This window comes from Microbulbifer sp. GL-2 (assembly GCF_007183175.1).
Taxonomy (GTDB): Bacteria; Pseudomonadota; Gammaproteobacteria; order Pseudomonadales; family Cellvibrionaceae; genus Microbulbifer.
In genome coordinates, this window is record NZ_AP019807.1 from 2,232,863 (window position 1) to 2,250,185 (window position 17,323).

16 protein-coding genes are annotated in these 17,323 nt (G+C 49.5%); 9 read left to right on the top strand and 7 right to left on the bottom strand.

Translation table 11 applies throughout. The features are described 5' to 3' along the window. Window positions 1-589 precede the first annotated feature (589 nt). From GL2_RS09695 to GL2_RS09705, 3 genes are all read right to left on the bottom strand, one after another. The gene (locus GL2_RS09695; protein WP_143730461.1) at window positions 590-1,156 is read right to left on the bottom strand and encodes a YceI family protein; all 567 of its coding nucleotides are present in this window, start codon (window positions 1,154-1,156) and stop codon (window positions 590-592) included. Then, entirely contained in the window at window positions 1,153-1,764 is a 612-nt protein-coding gene (locus GL2_RS09700) for a cytochrome b (protein WP_143730462.1), read from the bottom strand. Before GL2_RS09700 ends, GL2_RS09695 begins: the two co-directional genes overlap by 4 nt. Before the next feature lie 152 nt (window positions 1,765-1,916). Further along, window positions 1,917-2,582, bottom strand: coding sequence for a hypothetical protein (locus GL2_RS09705; protein WP_143730463.1), 666 nt, complete (start codon window positions 2,580-2,582; stop codon window positions 1,917-1,919). A 308-nt stretch (window positions 2,583-2,890) separates the two neighbouring features. Between GL2_RS09705 and GL2_RS09710 the strand changes: the two genes are divergently transcribed. Both GL2_RS09710 and GL2_RS09715 read left to right on the top strand, forming a co-directional pair. Beyond that, a complete protein-coding gene (locus tag GL2_RS09710; RefSeq protein ID WP_143730464.1) occupies window positions 2,891-4,399 on the top strand; it encodes a dipeptidase in 1,509 nt (502 codons plus the stop codon). Window positions 4,400-4,556: 157 nt separating this feature from the next. Next, window positions 4,557-5,462 carry an acyltransferase gene (locus GL2_RS09715; protein ID WP_143730465.1) on the top strand — a complete coding sequence of 302 codons (906 nt, stop codon included), beginning with the start codon at window positions 4,557-4,559 and terminating at the stop codon, window positions 5,460-5,462. A 64-nt stretch (window positions 5,463-5,526) separates the two neighbouring features. Here the strand turns inward: GL2_RS09715 and GL2_RS09720 are convergent, their stop codons facing one another. Beyond that, window positions 5,527-5,964 (bottom strand): host attachment protein, encoded by a 438-nt coding sequence (locus GL2_RS09720; protein ID WP_143730466.1) that lies wholly within the window; start codon window positions 5,962-5,964, stop codon window positions 5,527-5,529. Between the two features lie 277 nt (window positions 5,965-6,241). Between GL2_RS09720 and GL2_RS09725 the strand changes: the two genes are divergently transcribed. From GL2_RS09725 to fghA, 6 genes are all read left to right on the top strand, one after another. Beyond that, window positions 6,242-6,670 carry an Hsp20/alpha crystallin family protein gene (locus GL2_RS09725; protein ID WP_143730467.1) on the top strand — a complete coding sequence of 143 codons (429 nt, stop codon included), beginning with the start codon at window positions 6,242-6,244 and terminating at the stop codon, window positions 6,668-6,670. A gap of 73 nt (window positions 6,671-6,743) precedes the next feature. Beyond that, window positions 6,744-7,160, top strand: a complete 417-nt coding sequence (locus tag GL2_RS09730) for a CBS domain-containing protein (protein WP_143730468.1) — start codon at window positions 6,744-6,746, stop codon at window positions 7,158-7,160. Between the two features lie 194 nt (window positions 7,161-7,354). Further along, entirely contained in the window at window positions 7,355-7,927 is a 573-nt protein-coding gene (locus tag GL2_RS09735; protein ID WP_143730469.1) for an alkylphosphonate utilization protein, read from the top strand. Between the two features lie 219 nt (window positions 7,928-8,146). Then, complete coding sequence (locus GL2_RS09740; RefSeq protein ID WP_143730470.1) at window positions 8,147-9,160, top strand: AraC family transcriptional regulator; 1,014 nt, start codon at window positions 8,147-8,149, stop codon at window positions 9,158-9,160. A gap of 153 nt (window positions 9,161-9,313) precedes the next feature. Continuing rightward, on the top strand, window positions 9,314-10,447 hold the full coding sequence (locus GL2_RS09745; RefSeq protein ID WP_172621105.1) for an S-(hydroxymethyl)glutathione dehydrogenase/class III alcohol dehydrogenase: 1,134 nt from the start codon (window positions 9,314-9,316) through the stop codon (window positions 10,445-10,447). Window positions 10,448-10,460: 13 nt separating this feature from the next. Beyond that, a complete protein-coding gene (fghA, locus tag GL2_RS09750; RefSeq protein ID WP_143730472.1) occupies window positions 10,461-11,333 on the top strand; it encodes an S-formylglutathione hydrolase in 873 nt (290 codons plus the stop codon). A 93-nt stretch (window positions 11,334-11,426) separates the two neighbouring features. Here fghA and GL2_RS09755 read toward each other — a convergent pair whose 3' ends face one another. The 3 genes from GL2_RS09755 to GL2_RS09765 form a co-directional block, all read right to left on the bottom strand. After that, window positions 11,427-11,834 carry a hypothetical protein gene (locus tag GL2_RS09755; protein ID WP_143730473.1) on the bottom strand — a complete coding sequence of 136 codons (408 nt, stop codon included), beginning with the start codon at window positions 11,832-11,834 and terminating at the stop codon, window positions 11,427-11,429. A 480-nt stretch (window positions 11,835-12,314) separates the two neighbouring features. Beyond that, window positions 12,315-13,577: an NADH:flavin oxidoreductase/NADH oxidase family protein gene (locus GL2_RS09760; protein ID WP_143730474.1), complete on the bottom strand. Its 1,263-nt coding sequence runs from the start codon at window positions 13,575-13,577 to the stop codon at window positions 12,315-12,317. Next, the gene (locus GL2_RS09765) at window positions 13,567-14,226 is read right to left on the bottom strand and encodes a TetR/AcrR family transcriptional regulator (RefSeq protein ID WP_143730475.1); all 660 of its coding nucleotides are present in this window, start codon (window positions 14,224-14,226) and stop codon (window positions 13,567-13,569) included. Before GL2_RS09765 ends, GL2_RS09760 begins: the two co-directional genes overlap by 11 nt. Before the next feature lie 812 nt (window positions 14,227-15,038). Between GL2_RS09765 and GL2_RS09770 the strand changes: the two genes are divergently transcribed. Then, window positions 15,039-17,246, top strand: a complete 2,208-nt coding sequence (locus GL2_RS09770; RefSeq protein WP_143730476.1) for a S9 family peptidase — start codon at window positions 15,039-15,041, stop codon at window positions 17,244-17,246. Window positions 17,247-17,323: the final 77 nt, after the last annotated feature.

The following is a 17,323-nucleotide window of genomic DNA, read 5'->3' on the forward strand; positions in this document are numbered from 1 at the left end:
TCTATTTTCTCTGAAAAGTTGCTCTGTCGTCAAAAGCTCCGTAATAGTTTGTGCTTACTTAGTGTGATCGGGTTGGAATTTCTGCCACAGATTTGGTGTTTGCAGATAGTTAAAAGTATCTGGAAGCTCCGGTTACCAATTTTTTTAGGTCAATGAACAACCCAATAAATTTTCAGATCAAATTTGGTTGGCCTTGGCCTTGGCCTTGGCTATGGTCGTGTAGCTATAAATGTTGATTTTTAACTATTCAACCTAATGGATTCACTGCTGCTCAAAAATGCCAATCTGGCGGCAATTCCTGCCAGTGAGTGCCGCCAGGGTGAGGTCTTCATTTTCGATGTTTGGGCACATACTGCCCAAAGCCTGGCTACTTGCACCTTGTAGACGTTTCTACTGTTAAATATACAGTTTGCCGAGTGGGCTGATAATGTTCCCAATTATGGTGGCAGCTCAGGCAAGCTTCCATGAGTGCTGGATAACCAGAGGGGAGTTGTAAAACTTGGGTGCCCCTGACTTTTCTTGAAATGAGAGGGGGCCCAGACTTACATTGCCTCGGCTCCTCAAAGTTGTCGGGGGCTTGTGCTCCGCTTTAGATACGGATGCCCTCGATGTCTAGGATCATCTCTACTTTCTGGGACGCGGGACCCAGATTGTAATCAATACCGAAATCCTTCAGCTCGAATTCTGTAGTGCCGCTGAAGCCCTGGCGGTAGCCACCCCACGGATCTTTACCTCCACCGATATTAGAGACATCAATGGTGATGGGTTTGGTCACACCGTGCAGAGTCAGTTCACCCTTTAACAAGGCTTTACCATCTTCAAGGGGCTCAAAACTGGTGCTCTTGAAAGTAGCGGAGGGGAATTTTTCGGTGTTAAGGAAATCTGCCCCGCGCAAGTGCTTGTCGCGCTCAGCATGGTTGCTGTTGAGGCTGGTCACATCGATATTGACGTTGATGGAGGATTTTTCCGGCGCCTTGTCGTCGTAAAAGAATGAACCGTTAAAGTCATCGAAGCGGCCATATAGCCAGCTGTAGCCGAGGTGCTTGATACGGAACTGTACAAAAGCGTGGGCGCCTTTGGTGTCGATTTTGTACTCGGCGGCCTGGGCTGTGGTGCCAAGCAGTGCAGCGAACAAGAGTGCAGTGAGCTTCTTCATATGGTTGTTTCCTTTTTTGTGGTTGTGATAGGGGCTTGATCTTCCGAGTGATCAGGTCTCTTAAGAATTCCCAACATCAGAAGCAGGGTGTTGTCCCTGTTGATAAAGTGATGTTTCAGTGCTGCCAGAGCGTGGATAGCTACCAGGATAATCAGGCTCCAGGCCAGTATTTCATGCACAGTGCCGGCAATGTCTTCCTGGTTGGGAATACCCTGGAAAGTTGCCGGTACACTGAACCAGTTAAAAATCTCTATGGCTCGACCATCAGCAGTGGAGATCAGGTAGCCGGACAACATGATGGCGAATAGCAGAAGGTAGATAAGGTTGTGGGCACCTTTTGCGGCAACAACTTGCCAGCGTTGGGCGCCAGGTTCTATTTGTGGCGTAGTATTTACCAGGCGCCAAAGTAGCCGTAGCAGCAACAGGAGTAATAGCAGGACGCCGATGCTTTTATGGATAGTTGGTGCCTGCTGGTACCAAGGATCGTAGTATGACAGTTGGCGCATCCACCAGCCCAAAACAAAAAGACCGATGATGGCCGGCGCCATCAGCCAATGCAAAACAATGGCAACCCAACCATATTGTGTCTGGTTATTCCTTGCCCGCATGGTTTACCTCCCGAGGTCTCTTGCCGCCATTTTATTTTGAGTGGCGCTAGAGTACAGCCTTTGAGGCTTGTGACCAATGGCTGGAGAGTGACTCTGGGAGGGAGTTCAAACGCGGTCGGAGTGAGTCGCCCCGGTTTCGTGGAAAGCTTTGGTTAATGCGCCCGGCTTTGGCCTCGCTCGCGCTCTGCGGCCAGGAGAACCCGCTCACAGGCATTGCGATCCAGGGAAGCAGAGCGCTGCGCAAGCTGCTCTGCCAGCCAGCTGGTAGAGTGCTGCTCACCATCCAGAGCCAATTGTTCCAGCTGCCAAATAACGTCGAGCAATAAGTGACGCTCCAGGCTGATGTTGGCTTCCGTTGGAGAGAACAGGCGCGGTTCCAGCTGTTCCAGGTCACTACGCTTAAGCACCAACTCTGCCAAGTTTGGGTACCAGCGGCCACTATAGGGTTCTGGTCGCTGATGGTGCTCGAAAGTAATACGCAGGCGATTTCCCTGGGCATCCTCAAGTAGGGGGGTATCCTGCTCGTAAGCGGGCAGGGCGGGACTGTGGCGCAAAATGCCGACGATAGCACTCCAGTCACTGCGGTTGTCTGTACATAATCGCAGAGGCTCCACCAGTTCACGACTGCCAATACGGTCCAGGAATATCAGCTTTTGCCCGGGGCGATACCAGTAGAGATCGAGGAGTTTTTCTTCGGCGAGATCCGCCAGGTGAGCGCTGGTGAGCGGCTCCTCTGCGAGGGCACTCAAGTGGTTGACTGCCTGCTGCACACTCAGCCATTGTTTGCGGTGGAAATGTTTGCCAATTGTGGTTCCCATGCACTACTCCCGGCGCGGGGTTAGGTCCCCAGGAAACGGATAATCCAAAGTTTTTCACAACCCTGTGCAATCAATCTCACCAATGTTATGGCCGAGATAGCAAGAAAGGTTGCAGCTGGGTGCCTGACTGGAAAGGGCAATCAGTCTTGTTCTGTTGTCATTGGGTAGTTTAGCAGTCGGCAATTGTGGGCTGGATGCTAGGTGATCTATTCAATTGGCGATAAATAATACTGGGACTGGGTTGAAAAGGTGAGTCATGCCAATGAGTGGGGATGTACAATGGCGCTTTTACTCACTTGGGGGGAATTATGAGGCTGAAACCTGCGCTCTTATCGTTGCTTTTGCCGGCTTTTCTATCTGCGGCAGCTGTGGCTGAAGTTTCCTCCCAGGCTCAGAGCGCTGCAGACTACGCGGTCGAAAAGTACGAAGCGGCCATGACAGAAACACTCGCAGATCTGGTGCGCTTTAAGACTGTGGCACGTGAGGATTTAGCCCTGGCAGACAACCCCGCGTTTACAGGGTTTAAAGAAACACTAAAAGCGAAAGCGGGGGCACTTGGGCTTGAGTTCCAGGATTTTGGTCATGTATTGGTGATTGCCTTAGGGGCAGGGCCTGAAAAGGTGGGTATTGTCACCCACGGGGATGTCCAGCCGGCAAACCCTGCTAAATGGCAAAAGAGCCCATTTCTTCTCGATAGGGAGAGTGAGCCGGGCAAATTGATTGCCCGAGGAAGTGAGGATGACAAGGGGCCCATTGCTACCGCTCTTTACGCTATGAAGGCGATCAAGGACCGCGGTGTTCCGATGAAGCGCAGGATTGAGCTTCTGGTTTACCTGGCCGAAGAGTCCGACTGGGAGCCCCTGAAGAGTTTTCTGAAAACTTATCCAATCCCCGCTTACAACATCACCATTGATGCAAGTTATCCGGTAGTTACTGCGGAAAAAGGCTGGAGTGAAGTGCAGGTAACCACTGGGGGCCACCTGCCACAAGGCTTTGACAAACCCTATCTAGAGGAATTTTCCGGTGGCTATTTCCGTAGCCAGGTGCCGGATGAGGCTCGGGCGACTCTGCTCAATATCACTCCTGAATTGATCGAGGCAATGCGCTCACGGGCTGCCAAGCACACACAGGTAACTTTTGAATTTGCTCAAAGCGGGGACAAGTTACAAGTGAGTGCTGCTGGAAGAGCGATTCACAGCTCTGAGCCGGAGCACGGTGTCAATGCGATTGCCTATTTGGCCGATATTCTCAATGTGCACGAATGGCCGGCCAATGCTGCTGGAGCGACAGTCCGCTACCTGAATGACTTGATAGGCACAGGTATTGAGGCTGAAAAATTTGGTGATATCGCCTATAGCGATACTTTTATGGGGCCCATGTCAGCTGCAATTACTATGGTAAAGAGCACCGAGGCCGGGCTGACCAGCTTTTTGAACCTGCGTCGACCAACAGGGAAAAGTGCCCCTCAATTGGAGAAAGAAATCCGCTCTGCACTTACTGGTTGGCAGCAGCAGACGGGTATCACACTCTCCAAGACAGAGATCTCCCTGGGTAACCCCTACCGGGTGGACAATGCGCCCCATGTGGAACCATTGCTGGATGTTTTTCGTCACTTTACAGGTATGAAAGAGGCCAAACCGGTGGCTATTGGCGGCTCTACTAATGCCAAGTTGCTACCCAATGCGGTGAGTTTTGGTCCCTCCATGCCTGGTACAGCCTACACCGGCCACTCCGAGCACGAATTTATTACTGTGGAGCAATTCCGGCTGAATCTAAAAATGTATACGGCCATGATGATCGAGATCGGCAATCTATAGATGTGTCTGACCGTTCAGGTTTGTTTTCTGGATGTGCATTGCCCAGGACTTGAGTTGACCGGATAGCTCTGGTCACCTGAGTGCAAAATATTGCAGTTCTTTGATAGAAATGCGGCAAAGCGCTTTATTTGTTATTTCATTATTTTAGAAACGAACGATGTTAAATTTTCTTCCCTCTGTTGTTTTGCTGATATTGGCTTCGAGCTTGTTGGCTATCGGCACTATCCTCTGTTTTATTCCCCTATTATTTTTTGTGGTTTTGCGACTGATACTCCCTTTTACCGTGTTGCGTAAGTTTTTCGCCACTATATTCATGGCCATTGCGGAAGCTTGGATCACCTTGAATAAAGGTTGGATGAAACTTACCCAGAAAACGCGCTGGGACGTGCAGGGTGATGAGGGATTGGATAAGGAGGGCTGGTATCTGGTGACATCCAACCACCAGAGCTGGGTCGATATTTTCGTGTTACAGTCCATTTTTAATCGAAAAATTCCCTTTCTGAAGTTTTTCATTAAACAGGAATTGATCAAGGTTCCGGTTATGGGGGTTTGTTGGTGGGCGTTGGACTTCCCCTTTATGAAACGGCATAGCAAGGCGTATTTGAAAAAGCACCCAGAAATGCGTGGCAAGGATCTGGAGGCCACTAAGAAAGCCTGTGAGCGCTTTAAATTAACCCCAACAAGTATTATGAATTTTCTTGAGGGAACACGTTTTACCCAGGAAAAACATGACAGGCAGGGCTCACCTTTTGCCCATCTGCTCAAACCCAAGTCTGGAGGTATCGCATTTGCAATCCAGAGCTTGGGGGAGCAGCTGAATCGCCTGTTGAATGTAACCATAGTTTACCCGGATGGAATCCCCTCATTTTCCGATTTTCTGGGTGGGAAGGTGAAGCGAATTATTGTTCGTATTGAACAGGTTCGCATTCCGGAAAGATTCTTTGTTTCGGACTACGCAAACGATCAGGTGTTTCGTGCGGAGTTCAATCAGTGGGTCTACGAACGGTGGCGCGAAAAAGATTTGTTAATTGGCAAGCTGCTTGCCGATAGTAATAAAGCTTGATCTCTCCGCAAGAAAATAAAGGGGCTTTTTTGCCAGCCCCTTTTTATTTGCCTGAAATATTTCGCTATAACCAGATGGGTAATTGAGCCCGGATTTCGTCCGGTTGACTATCGACCAAATTTTTTCCGGTCTCCCCGGCGATAGTGGCGCGGGTTGGTGTTTTCAGGGCATCACGCAGGCTGCCCACCATATAGGGTTCCGCTACGATATAGAGCTTTTCGTAGCGACCTTCCTGTCGCCCCCGTTCCAGTGTGTGGGCTATTTCCTTGGCGAATTTGTCTCCACTGCGACGGTGCAGGTCGGCGAAATTTCCCATCGCGTGGCGCCCCTGGCCGTGGCTGTCAAAACTTCGCCCCGGGGCATCGCTATCCAGTTCACGACCTGACAAACGGGATTCAGGATAGAGAAGGGCTTCGATTTCATGGAGGTTTCCGGCGCGTTTTTGTGCTTCGAAAATCCTGGCTTGCGATTGGTTGGCCACAAGGACCCATGCTAGAGCCATGCGCTTTTCCTCTTTAATTCACCCTTAAATATCGTAGGCAAATTCGACGCCACCAACTAACATCTTTAATTGCAGGATACCGATTAGAATTTTTATAGATTAAAAGTAAATAAGGAATACTTTTTAATGCTATTTGTGATGGTATGTGTAGGTACTTCTTCCTACCGAGTGTCGCTGAATTACCTAGAATGAAGACAAGATGTGAGAGGCGCAAGCCGGGTCACCGAGATCTAGCTTGCGCCTCTTGCGACATAGCGGAAGCAGAGAGGTTGTGATTATGAGTCTGATACCGAGAGGGTCCCTACTGGATCTGGACAATATGTTTGAACAGATGCTCTCCCCCAGTCGTGGCATCAGCAATGAGCGGGAGGGTTTCTTCTCACCGCGTATCGACGTGAGTGAACGCAAGAACATGTATGAAATCAGCGCTGAATTGCCCGGAGTTGGCAAGAACGATATCAATGTAACCCTGGAAAATGGCGTGCTGACCCTCGAGGCAGAAGTGCATCGCGAGCTGAAGGAAGAGAAAGACGGCCGTGTACTCCGTCAAGAACGCCGCTATGGCAAGTTCTTGCGCAGCTTTAACCTGGGTGAGGAGGTGCGTGAGAGCGAGATCGATGCGAACTTCAAGGATGGCATCCTGACCCTGACGGTGCCGAAGCACGAAGGGACCCCCCCACAAAGAAAGCGTATTGAAGTGCACTGATCCTTTTTCCGGGCGGGTGGTGGCCAAGTCTGCCACCCGACGAATATATTGAATAAATTGGCGGAGGTACGTGATGAAAGTGAAACAGGCAATGCACCAGGGAGCTACCTGGTGTACTCCAGACACTCCGCTACAGGAAGTGGCGAAGATTTTACGCGATGAGGATATTGGTGCTGTACCGATCGGTGAAAATGATCGCTTGATTGGTATAGTTACCGACCGCGATATTGTGTGTCGGGGTGTGGTGCAGGGAGGTAATCTATCTTCACTGACCGCCCGCGATGTAATGACTGAAGGTATTGAATGGTGCTGGGAAGAGGATGACCTGCTTTCCGCAGTACATAAGATGGAGCAGCAATTACTCCGTCGTATGCCAGTGCTGAATAGTGAAAAGCGCATGGTGGGAATTTTGAGCCTGGGAGATATTACCTCGGCAATTGCCAGTAAGCAGGGTGGTCATTTCGCCTCGGCGATCTCTGCACACCATTAGCGTTTCCCGTTAGTAACGTCCCATCAACAGGGATCTTTGGTCCCTGTTGATATTTGTAACTGAGATATATCCCCCTCTTCGTATCATCTGATTCACGGTTAATCACCGCGCTCGGAATTCCGGTAACTATGCTTATGGCACTTGCCCTGGCGGACCTCTGTGCGCGTATACTGCGCCCTTTTTGAGGTCAACCCATGGTCAATCTGGAACAATTGAAGCAGCGCAGTGGCAGTCAATGTGAGCTTTGCAAGGCTCAGGAAAACTTGGCGGCCTATGAAGTGCCGGAGTCAGCCGGGCAGTCAACCCCGCAGGTATTACTATGTCAGGTGTGCCGGGATCAATTGGATAACCCGGTGCAATTGGATAGCGACCACTGGCAGTGTCTCGCCGACAGTATGTGGAGCCAGGAGCCGGCAGTACAGGTGTTGGCCTGGCGATTGCTAAAGCAACTTTCCGGTGAAACCTGGGCGCAGGATTTGTTCGATATGCTCTATTTGGATACCGACCACCTTGCCTGGGCCCAGGCTGGTACTTTGCCTGAAGAAAGAGATTTGGCACAACATCGCGATTGTAATGGTGTGCGGCTCCAAGCCGGTGACAATGTCACCATTGTTAAAGACCTGGATGTAAAGGGCTCCAGCCTGGTTGCCAAGCGCGGTACAGCCGTGCGCGGTATTAGCCTTACCGATAATCCAGAACATATTGAAGGGCGCGTAGAGGGGCAGCGCATTGTAATCCTGACCAAATTTGTGAAGAAAAATGGCTGATTTCCGCTTCGCCTGCACGGGCTATTTTGCCAGCATCGGCGTCCTATCCCGCCAGGTTCCTCTGTTACCGGAATGAACTTGGCCTGATATTATATTCCAGTAATTTACCCGATTTCTTTTCCTGTGTGCCTGCGATAACAGTTCGTGGCGCGGCACAGTACACAGCACTCCGAAAACGGTGGTAGATGCAGCAGAGGATGAACTCGCGGAGATGGATCAATGAACCCCACTTATGAAATTCGCAGCGGCACACTTGCGGGTTTCAATACATTGGTGCCGCAGTTGGGGGGAAACCCAGCCAGGCTTTTGGGGCGTGTTGGTCTTCCTGCAGACTGTGTGCGCCGCCCGGATGTTCTTATCTCCATTGCCACTCTGGCGGATTTGTTGAATCTCTGTGCGCACGAGTTGCACTGTGAAGACTTCGGGCTGCGCCTGGCTGAGATGCAGGGTTTACGTATGCTCGGAGTGCTGGGAAAGCTGTTACTGAAAGAGGAGAGCCTGGACGAAGCTTTGACAGTGAGCCACCGTTATATGGTATTGCACAACCAGGCGGATCATTGGCGAATATCCGAGGGAGATGGACTATTAGTGGCGCGGCGAGTTAGTCATTTCGTTGGCCCCGGTTCTGTAGAGCAATACAGCGAGCTTGCTATGGGAGCTGCATGTCGCCTGTTCCAGGAGCTGGCTGGGAAAGATATCCGTCCATTACAGGTACAGTTTCATCATACTCCAATCTCTTCCAGGCAGCGTTACCGGGAGTATTTTCAGGCGGAGGTCCTGTTTGCCCAGAAAGGTGATTGCCTGATTTTTAATGCCGACTTATTACAGCGGCCACTCAACGCCCCGAGCCAGAGCCTGGTGAATTATTTTGACGAGTTTACCCAGGGGCTGATCAAGGGGCATGAAGGGGATATTACTGGCCAGGTGCGCACTTTGATTCTACAAACCCTGGGGGCCCAACAGCACAGCCTGGCACAGGTTGCACAGCTGGTAGATACGCCAGTACGTACCCTGCAGCGACGCCTGAGTGAGGCGGGTACTTCTTTTAAACAGCTGCTACAGGAAGCGCGTATGGAAACTGCTCGTTGGCACCTGCGCGCTTCCAGCATCGATATCGCACTGCTATCTGCGAGCCTGGGTTATACCGATACCAGTGCTTTCTCTAAAGCCTTCCGCACCATACACGGCAGCTCCCCACTGCAATGGCGCAAGCGGCAAAGGGAGCTGGCCTGAGGGCTTTTGAAAATAAATTCTGTATGTTTGTGTACCCCAAGTAGCCGCAGCCTGACTTCAATTTCGCGCTGCCCCCTTCCTTTTGCCTCTCTTCCAACGGCGAGCTATGCTGGGCCACTGCTGATTTAAACAAGCCTAAAAAAGGAAAAAATTATGGGTGCAGAGACCATTCGCTGTAAAGCTGCCGTGGCCTGGAAGGCGGGAGAGCCGCTTTCGATTGAAGATGTTGAGGTCATGCCTCCCCAGAAAGGTGAGGTGCGTATCAGGTTGACTGCTACTGGAGTCTGTCACACCGATGCATTTACCCTGTCTGGCGAGGATCCCGAAGGAGTATTTCCAGCGATTCTCGGTCATGAGGGAGCGGGCATCGTTGAGTCCGTGGGGGAGGGAGTCAACGGCTTAAAAGTTGGTGACCATGTTATTCCTCTGTACACCCCGGAATGCGGGGAGTGCAAATTTTGCCTGTCTGGTAAAACCAACCTTTGTCAAAAAATCCGGGCCACCCAGGGCAAAGGTCTGATGCCCGATGGCACCACCCGTTTTTCGGTCGATGGACAACCCGTTTATCACTACATGGGCACCTCCACTTTTTCTGAATATACAGTTTTGCCGGAAATTTCCCTGGCGAAAATTAATCCCGAAGCACCGCTGGAGGAGGTGTGCCTGCTCGGCTGTGGTGTTACCACTGGCATGGGAGCGGTTATGAATACAGCTAAGGTGGAATCGGGTTCAACCGTGGCTATTTTTGGTCTTGGCGGGATTGGTTTGTCTGCAGTGATTGGCGCCAAAATGGCAGGAGCCGAGCGCATTATCGGAATCGATGTCAACGAGGAAAAATTCGCCCTGGCAAAAAAACTCGGGGCGACTGAGTGTATTAACCCCAAAAATTATGAGCAATCTATTCAGGAGGTGATTGTTGATCTTACAGATGGCGGTGTTGATTATTCCTTTGAATGTATCGGGAATGTCGATGTGATGCGTTCCGCCCTTGAATGTTGCCATAAAGGCTGGGGGGAATCTGTCATTATTGGTGTGGCCGGTGCCGGGCAGGAAATCAGTACTCGCCCCTTCCAGCTGGTAACTGGACGGGTATGGCGTGGCACTGCTTTTGGAGGAGTAAAGGGCCGTTCCGAACTACCGGATTATGTTGAGCGTTACATGGCGGGTGAATTCAAGCTGGATGATTTTATAACTCATACCATGTCGTTGGATAAAATTAATGATGCCTTTGATTTGATGCATAAAGGCAAAAGTATTCGTAGTGTTATTCATTACGAAGAGGCTTGAATGGAGTTGCACCATGTCTATTGAACTTGTCAGTAGCACCAGGTCTTTTGATGGCTTACAGCGGCAATATCGTCATCAGTCCAGTGTTTTGAATTGCCCCATGCATTTTTCCATTTTCCTGCCGCAAAAGGCGGAGAGCGAACCAGATTATCGCTACCCTGTGCTCTACTGGTTGTCGGGCCTCACTTGTACTGATGCAAACTTCAGCCAGAAAGCTGGTGCTCAGCGCTTGGCGGCGGAGCTGGGTATTGTATTGGTTATCCCCGATACCAGTCCCCGCGGAGAGGATGTTGCCGACGACGCCTCCTATGATCTGGGACAGGGAGCGGGGTTTTATGTCAACGCCACCCAGCAACCCTGGAAGTTGCATTACAGAATGTACGATTACATTGTGGATGAGCTGCCAGGGCTGATTGAAGCCAAATTTCCAGTAAGTCAACGCCGAGCGATCAGTGGCCACTCCATGGGGGGGCACGGAGCCCTGGTTGTAGGTCTGCGCAACCCTGAACGCTATACATCAGTCTCGGCATTCAGTCCTATTTGTAACCCTATTGCTTGTCCTTGGGGCGAAAAGGCTCTGGGGGCCTATCTGGGGGCGGATACCACCAGCTGGGAAGACTACGATGCGAGTGTACTGATGGGGCGGGCAACGACTCACCTGCCGATACTGGTGTCCCAGGGCAATGATGATGAATTTCTTGAGCAACAGTTGCGGCCCGAAGCTTTGCAAATGGCAGCTGAAGCCTGTGGGTACCCTCTGCAGTTAGAACATCATACGGGGTATGATCACAGCTATTATTTCATCGCTTCATTTATTGAAGAACACCTGCGTTTCCATGCGGATTACCTGCTGAAATACGAAAAGTCTGCAGCCTCGAGAGGCTGAGACCCTTTAATTAGCTGCAACCGGGCGTTGAAACGGTGCTGGGTTGCAGCTTTGTCAGCCTACTTTTGGATATAACCTCATATTAGAGCCCATTTATTGGGGCGCTGCTGCACGACACTCCCCGAGAATTTCTGCTCGATTTTGATCGAATGTCTGCTCTATCAGGAACCAGCCATTTGAACAGAATCCACTTTCATTGAGTAGTAGCTCTATCCTTTCCATCGCGGTTTTCTTGATATCGCCTGAGGTTGTTTTGCCGCCGCCGGGTTTGCCACCAGGTGGCTTACCACCGCCCCCCATTCCCGGGCCATGGGAAGGCTTATTCCCTCGGCCCCCACGACCAGAAGGCTTAATTTCCTGACTCGCCTTGTAAGTAAAACGCTTGTGACCCAGCTCAGTGATATCCGTAACAAAGGATTCCGAAGTGGGCACCTCAGGTGTGGAGCTACAGCCGGAAATAAGCAGGATTGTCGTCATGGAAGCGAGTAAGTGAACCTTCATTGTTTTTATCCTGTGATGAATTAGGATCAAGTATGACCACAGCCCTGTATAAATGTCGGTTAAGCAGCGTAAACAATTGTTAAGGCTAATCACTCACGTCGAGAGCTTGTCTTAGTCCAAATTCAGAAAGGATATTTTCGAGGGGGAAATAGTGAATAATTTCTTCGGCTATAGTTTTTTGTGTTACAGAGGCCCATCGATGATTTAAGTTGAGGGAAATTTTTCCTGGAAGAGTGGGGAGAGACTACAGCCAATAAGCTTTTTTCTGGGAAATAGCCATAGTTATACTGAAAATTAAATACTGACAGAGATAGGTATGTCTGCAGGTATTTCACAGGCTTGCATCGGCCCAGGGCGGCACATCCATGTGTCGCATTAACCAGTCCACTTGATTAGCGAGCTAATTGTGATGAAGGCCGATAGCTTCTTAAGTGCAAAAAAATTTTTCAGACTTTTTTACACACCATGGGTTTACGACTCTCAGGCCCGTCGTCGTTGAAATGAAAGCAAGCTCACAGAAGCCAGGGTTTTCAACACTGAAGCCCAAGCACTCATATTCGGTTTCGCTGGCTTGCCACTACCAATACGTGCCAGTTGTTGCTCATACCAGGTGACATCCAGCATAGCCATGAAATCCAGGCTGGGAATACCTGTGGTGAGTTTTTTCAATGCTATTTTGTGGTTACCATCCGATAAAAGTTTATGTGTTAGGTGTGGATCAACTGCCAAGGGGCGGGCAAGGCCGATCATATCCACAGCTTTTGATGTAAGGGCTGCCTCCATGGCTGCTGCGGAACGGAAGCCGCCGGTAACCACTACGGGAATTTGCAGCCGTGCCCGTGCTTTTTCTGCGTAGTCGAGAAAATAAGCTTCCCGCTTTATGGTGCTTTCTCTCACATTGGCACCGACCATACTTGGATTTTCATAGTTGCCGCCGGAGATTTCAATTAAGTTAATACCCTCACTCTGCAGCGTTTGTAAAACCTGCATGGAGTCCTCTTCACTGAATCCGCCTTTTTGGAAGTCGGCTGAATTGAGTTTTATGCCCACTGGGAAATCTTTGCCAACTGCTCCGCGAATGGCACTATATACTTCACGTAAAAATCTCAGGCGATTTTCTAAGGTTCCTCCCCACTGATCATTTCGTCGATTGTGATGAGGGGACAGAAATTGATTGATCAGATAACCATGAGCGGCATGTATCTGAATACCAGTGAATCCAAATTCTTTTGCCTGTGCGGCGGACCAGGCAAATTTTCGAATGATATTTACTATTTCGTCTTGCGTTAGTTCTCTTGGGCAGTTGAAGGTTTTCTCTAAGCCATTACCCAGGGGTACTGCAGAAGGTGCAACAGGTTCAGTGCTTAAAAAATTAGGTATTTGCTTACCTGGATGATTTAATTGCATCCAGATTTGCGTGCTATTCTGACGCCCGGCTTCGGCCCATTTCCGGAACAGTGAAGGATCTGATTCCTCATCCAATACCACATTTCGCGGTTCACCCAGAGCAGTACGATCAATCATGACATTGCCGGTGACCAGCAGGCCTGTACCCCCTTTTGCCCATGTGCGATATAAGTGAATCAGTTCCTTTGTAGGGACGTGATTACGATCAGCTAATTGCTCACTCATAGCAGATTTAAACAAGCGGTTTTTCACGCTGATTCCAGGCAGAATACTCAGCGGGCGAGAGAGAGGTGTAACTCGGTCGGCATTTTTTTGGGGGGGGGTGCTATTTGTCAAGGTGAATCTCCTGACTGTAAGTTTTAATACTGCTCAGTGTTTGTGCCCCCTGTTGCGTTACCAGGGTGCTTAAAAAAGTCCGTAGCTGTTTGAGTAAGTCATTGGGGTCACCGGATACCTGGTATTGCAAAATACTGCCCTGCCAAACGCTATAACACAGTGGCGCCAGGCTTTCGGAGGAGATATCAGTACGCAGATCTCCTTGATCTTGGGCTACTTGCAATATCGACTGAAGATTTTCCAACCACCTGCGCTCTACAGACTCAATGGCCTTACGACAAAGAGGGTTGGCCTGTGCTATTTCGGCAGACATTGCGCCCAGTAGACAGGCACATGATTGGCCTGCTTGTACTTTGTTCTGAACACGGTTCTGGAAGCAGCACCAAAGCAAGATCAAACCGGGCACCTGACCCAGGCTTACTCTCGTCTGAGCTAGTTCTGTATCAATCTGTTGGCCATAGTGCTGAATAATGCCTGCCACGAAGGCTTCTTTACTGGGGAAATAGTTGTAGAAAGAACCTTTGGGTACGCCGACTGCATCCAGTACCTGCTTGATACCAGTGCCGTGATAGCCCTGGCTGGCTAGCATTGCAGTGCCTGTTTCCAGCAAGGCTTCTTTGGTGTTTTCACTTTTGCGAGGTCGAGCCATAACATTAGACCGGTCGTCTATTAACTTCTTTAAATATACGACCGGTCGTCTTGAAATGCAAATAAGAGTCTTTGCTATGGCTGTGTGGAGGGGTTTCAGGGAGAGCCTAAGTATTTACAGGGATGACAGGACCGAGAGTCCATTTTACTCAAAGCATGGTTGAATTGAGAGGGGGACTGAAGCTTTCAGTACTTTTTCGGCCACTCCGATTAGTTGAATTAAACTCTCTTTTTCTAAGTAATAGTCACTGAGAGAAGTGAGTGCAAAACTGAGGATTTTGTTCTTATTATTCAGCGATTATAAGTTCAAATTACCAAGTTTGGCTGGGTCACTACTCTTGTCGTGGCCACTGTCTGGCATGACCTAATCTGCACTCTGTATATCCGGACCATATGGTCCGACCTAAAGTTTGCCCTGTAGGCAGAGCGTTTATGAATGAGCCCAAATGGTAGACAGGAAGAGGTTCGATCTGGGTGTCCTTGGGGTGAAATTGCTGCCGGGAACAAGCAGAATTGTCCCAATAGAAGCAAGGTGGCTCTTCAATATTTTTCTTTTGTGAGCAATCAGGCCCGAGATCGTCTTCAGCTGATATACAGATCAGTGATGGAGATTAAATAGTGGCAAAAAGTGATAATTGCAGCAGGTTTGATTGTCTTCCTGCCAAATCTAAAAATAGAACTCGATGCCCTCCGCTACCTGGAGATTACATTGTAGAATCCGGGGGCTTTTTTGCTTGCAGAGAATAGGGCTTAGTGCCCCTGTTTAGCTCAGGTTTACACTTATCTTAGAACACTAAAACAAAGAGCCCTTCTATGAAAAGAAAACTGCTTGCCCTGCTTAGCTGCACCTTTGCGGGATTCTGCTCCGCGGAGACATTGACTATTGAGCGAATATTCTCCGATCCAGCCCTTGCAGGCACAGCGCCCCGCGCCCTTGAGTATTCTCCCGATGGTCGCAGGGTAACTTTCCTAAGGGGACGGGAAGAGGATTACAACCGCTACGATTTGTGGGAATACAACATTGCCGATGGCCGGTCCCGTGTCCTGGTGAATTCCGACAGCTTACACCGTGGCAATGAAGTTCTATCGGATGAGGAAAAAGCCCGACGTGAGCGCCAGCGAATTTATGGCAGCGGCATTATGGAGTACAGCTGGTCTGAGGATGGCCAGTCCCTGCTGTTTCCCCTGGCGGGAGATGTCTATTACTACGATCTGGATAAGAAATCTGCGCGGCGTTTGACCGAAACCGAAGCCTTTGAAACTGATGTTCGTGTTTCCCCAAAAGGGCGATATGTCTCCTTTATCCGCGATCAGGATATTTTTATTGTTGATCTGGAAACCAGTAAAGAGCGTGCGTTAACCAGCGATGGAAAAGGGCCAGTCAAAAATGGGATGGCCGAGTTTGTTGCCCAGGAAGAAATGGACCGTATGACCGGTTACTGGTGGTCTCCGGACGACCGTCATATCGCCTTCCTACAGTTTGATGAAACCCCTGTGGATGAAGTGACCCGCAGTGAGATATATGCGGATCGCATCGATATGATTCGCCAGCGTTATCCTGCAGCAGGTCGGGCCAATGTCAATATTCGCCTTGGAGTGATGGAGGTTGATTCCGGAAAAACCCGGTGGGTTAATCTGGGGGAAGAGCAGGATATCTATATTCCCCGAGTGGATTGGGCCAGCGATGATGTACTGACTTTCCAATGGCAGTCTCGGGACCAGCAAAAGCTCGTGCTTCGCGCCTATGACCTGAACAGTGGAAATACCCGAAGTCTATTAAGCGAGTCCAGTGATACCTGGGTAAACCTAAGTGATGATCTCTATTTCCTGAAGAATAGTGACCAATTTATCTGGTCCTCCGAGCGGGACGGCTACAAGCATCTCTATTTATACGGTTTTAATGGCAAGCTGTTAAAACAGCTAACCGCAGGTGACTGGGTAGTTGATGAACTGGAAGCGGTGGATGAAAAGAATGGCATTGTGTACTTCAGCGGTCGTAAAGACTCCGATATAGAGCGGCATCTGTATCGCGTCAACCTGCAGGGAGAAGGACATATTCAGCGAATATCAAAGCGCGGGGGAATGCATGGTATTGAGTTTGCTGGGGATGGTTCTGGTTATATCGATAAATTTACCAGCATTACCACTCCTCCACAGGTAAGCTTGCACAGTTCCGATGGTAAAAGGATTACCTGGCTGGAAGAGAATGCTGTGGCTGAAGGACATCCATTGTATCCCTATATGGACCAGTGGATTACTCCAGAGTTTGGCACTATCAAAGCTTCACAGGGGCATAAATTGAATTATCGCCTGTACAAGCCGGCGAATTTTGATGCGAAAAAACGCTACCCGGTAATGGTGTTTGTTTATGGCGGCCCCCATGCACAAGTGGTAACCAATAGTTGGGATAAGTTTATAAATCAGTATATGGCACAGCAAGGCTACATTGTATTTTCCCTGGATAACCGAGGCTCCGCCAATCGGGGTACTGCTTTCGAGAACCCTATTTTCAAAAATATGGGGAACCCGGAAGTAGAAGACCAGGTAACCGGCGTTAAATTCCTGCGCTCACTCCCCTATGTGGATAGTGATAATATAGGTATCTATGGCCACAGCTATGGCGGCTATATGGCACTGATGAGCATGTTCAAGGCAGGAGACTATTTCAAGGCCGGTGTTTCGGGCGCTCCTGTGACTGACTGGATGCTTTATGATACTCACTATACCGAACGTTACATGGGTAACCCCAATAAGGATGCTGAAGCTTACCAGGCTTCCTCTGTATTCCCCTACACGGATGGATTGAAAGGAGCGTTACTGATTTACCATGGAATGGCAGATGATAATGTATTGTTTACCAATACCACACGCCTTATTAAACAATTGCAGGATAATGGCCAACAGTTTGAACTCATGACCTATCCGGGCAAAAAGCATAGTTTACGTGGTAAGCAAACTCGTATTCATCAGTACGGAATGATTAAGGACTTCTTTGATCGACATCTTCGAGATGATACTTAAGGGTTGGCTGAAGAAAAAAATAAGACTTAGGTGTCTTGGATTATAAATTAAAAAAAGAAAGCCAGGGTTAACCCTGG

Bases quoted from the DNA above. Each gene is read 5' to 3' on its own strand.
- GL2_RS09725 (WP_143730467.1), top strand. From the start codon at position 6,242: ATGAGTCTGATACCGAGAGGGTCCCTACTGGATCTGGACAATATGTTT.
- GL2_RS09710 (WP_143730464.1), top strand. From the start codon at position 2,891: ATGAGGCTGAAACCTGCGCTCTTATCGTTGCTTTTGCCGGCTTTTCTA.
- GL2_RS09705 (WP_143730463.1), bottom strand. From the start codon at position 2,582: ATGGGAACCACAATTGGCAAACATTTCCACCGCAAACAATGGCTGAGT.
- GL2_RS09735 (WP_143730469.1), top strand. From the start codon at position 7,355: ATGGTCAATCTGGAACAATTGAAGCAGCGCAGTGGCAGTCAATGTGAG.
- GL2_RS09715 (WP_143730465.1), top strand. From the start codon at position 4,557: ATGTTAAATTTTCTTCCCTCTGTTGTTTTGCTGATATTGGCTTCGAGC.
- GL2_RS09695 (WP_143730461.1), bottom strand. From the start codon at position 1,156: ATGAAGAAGCTCACTGCACTCTTGTTCGCTGCACTGCTTGGCACCACA.
- GL2_RS09770 (WP_143730476.1), top strand. From the start codon at position 15,039: ATGAAAAGAAAACTGCTTGCCCTGCTTAGCTGCACCTTTGCGGGATTC.
- GL2_RS09740 (WP_143730470.1), top strand. From the start codon at position 8,147: ATGAACCCCACTTATGAAATTCGCAGCGGCACACTTGCGGGTTTCAAT.
- fghA (WP_143730472.1), top strand. From the start codon at position 10,461: ATGTCTATTGAACTTGTCAGTAGCACCAGGTCTTTTGATGGCTTACAG.
- GL2_RS09730 (WP_143730468.1), top strand. From the start codon at position 6,744: ATGAAAGTGAAACAGGCAATGCACCAGGGAGCTACCTGGTGTACTCCA.
- GL2_RS09755 (WP_143730473.1), bottom strand. From the start codon at position 11,834: ATGAAGGTTCACTTACTCGCTTCCATGACGACAATCCTGCTTATTTCC.
- GL2_RS09745 (WP_172621105.1), top strand. From the start codon at position 9,314: ATGGGTGCAGAGACCATTCGCTGTAAAGCTGCCGTGGCCTGGAAGGCG.
- GL2_RS09765 (WP_143730475.1), bottom strand. From the start codon at position 14,226: ATGGCTCGACCTCGCAAAAGTGAAAACACCAAAGAAGCCTTGCTGGAA.
- GL2_RS09720 (WP_143730466.1), bottom strand. From the start codon at position 5,964: ATGGCTCTAGCATGGGTCCTTGTGGCCAACCAATCGCAAGCCAGGATT.
- GL2_RS09700 (WP_143730462.1), bottom strand. From the start codon at position 1,764: ATGCGGGCAAGGAATAACCAGACACAATATGGTTGGGTTGCCATTGTT.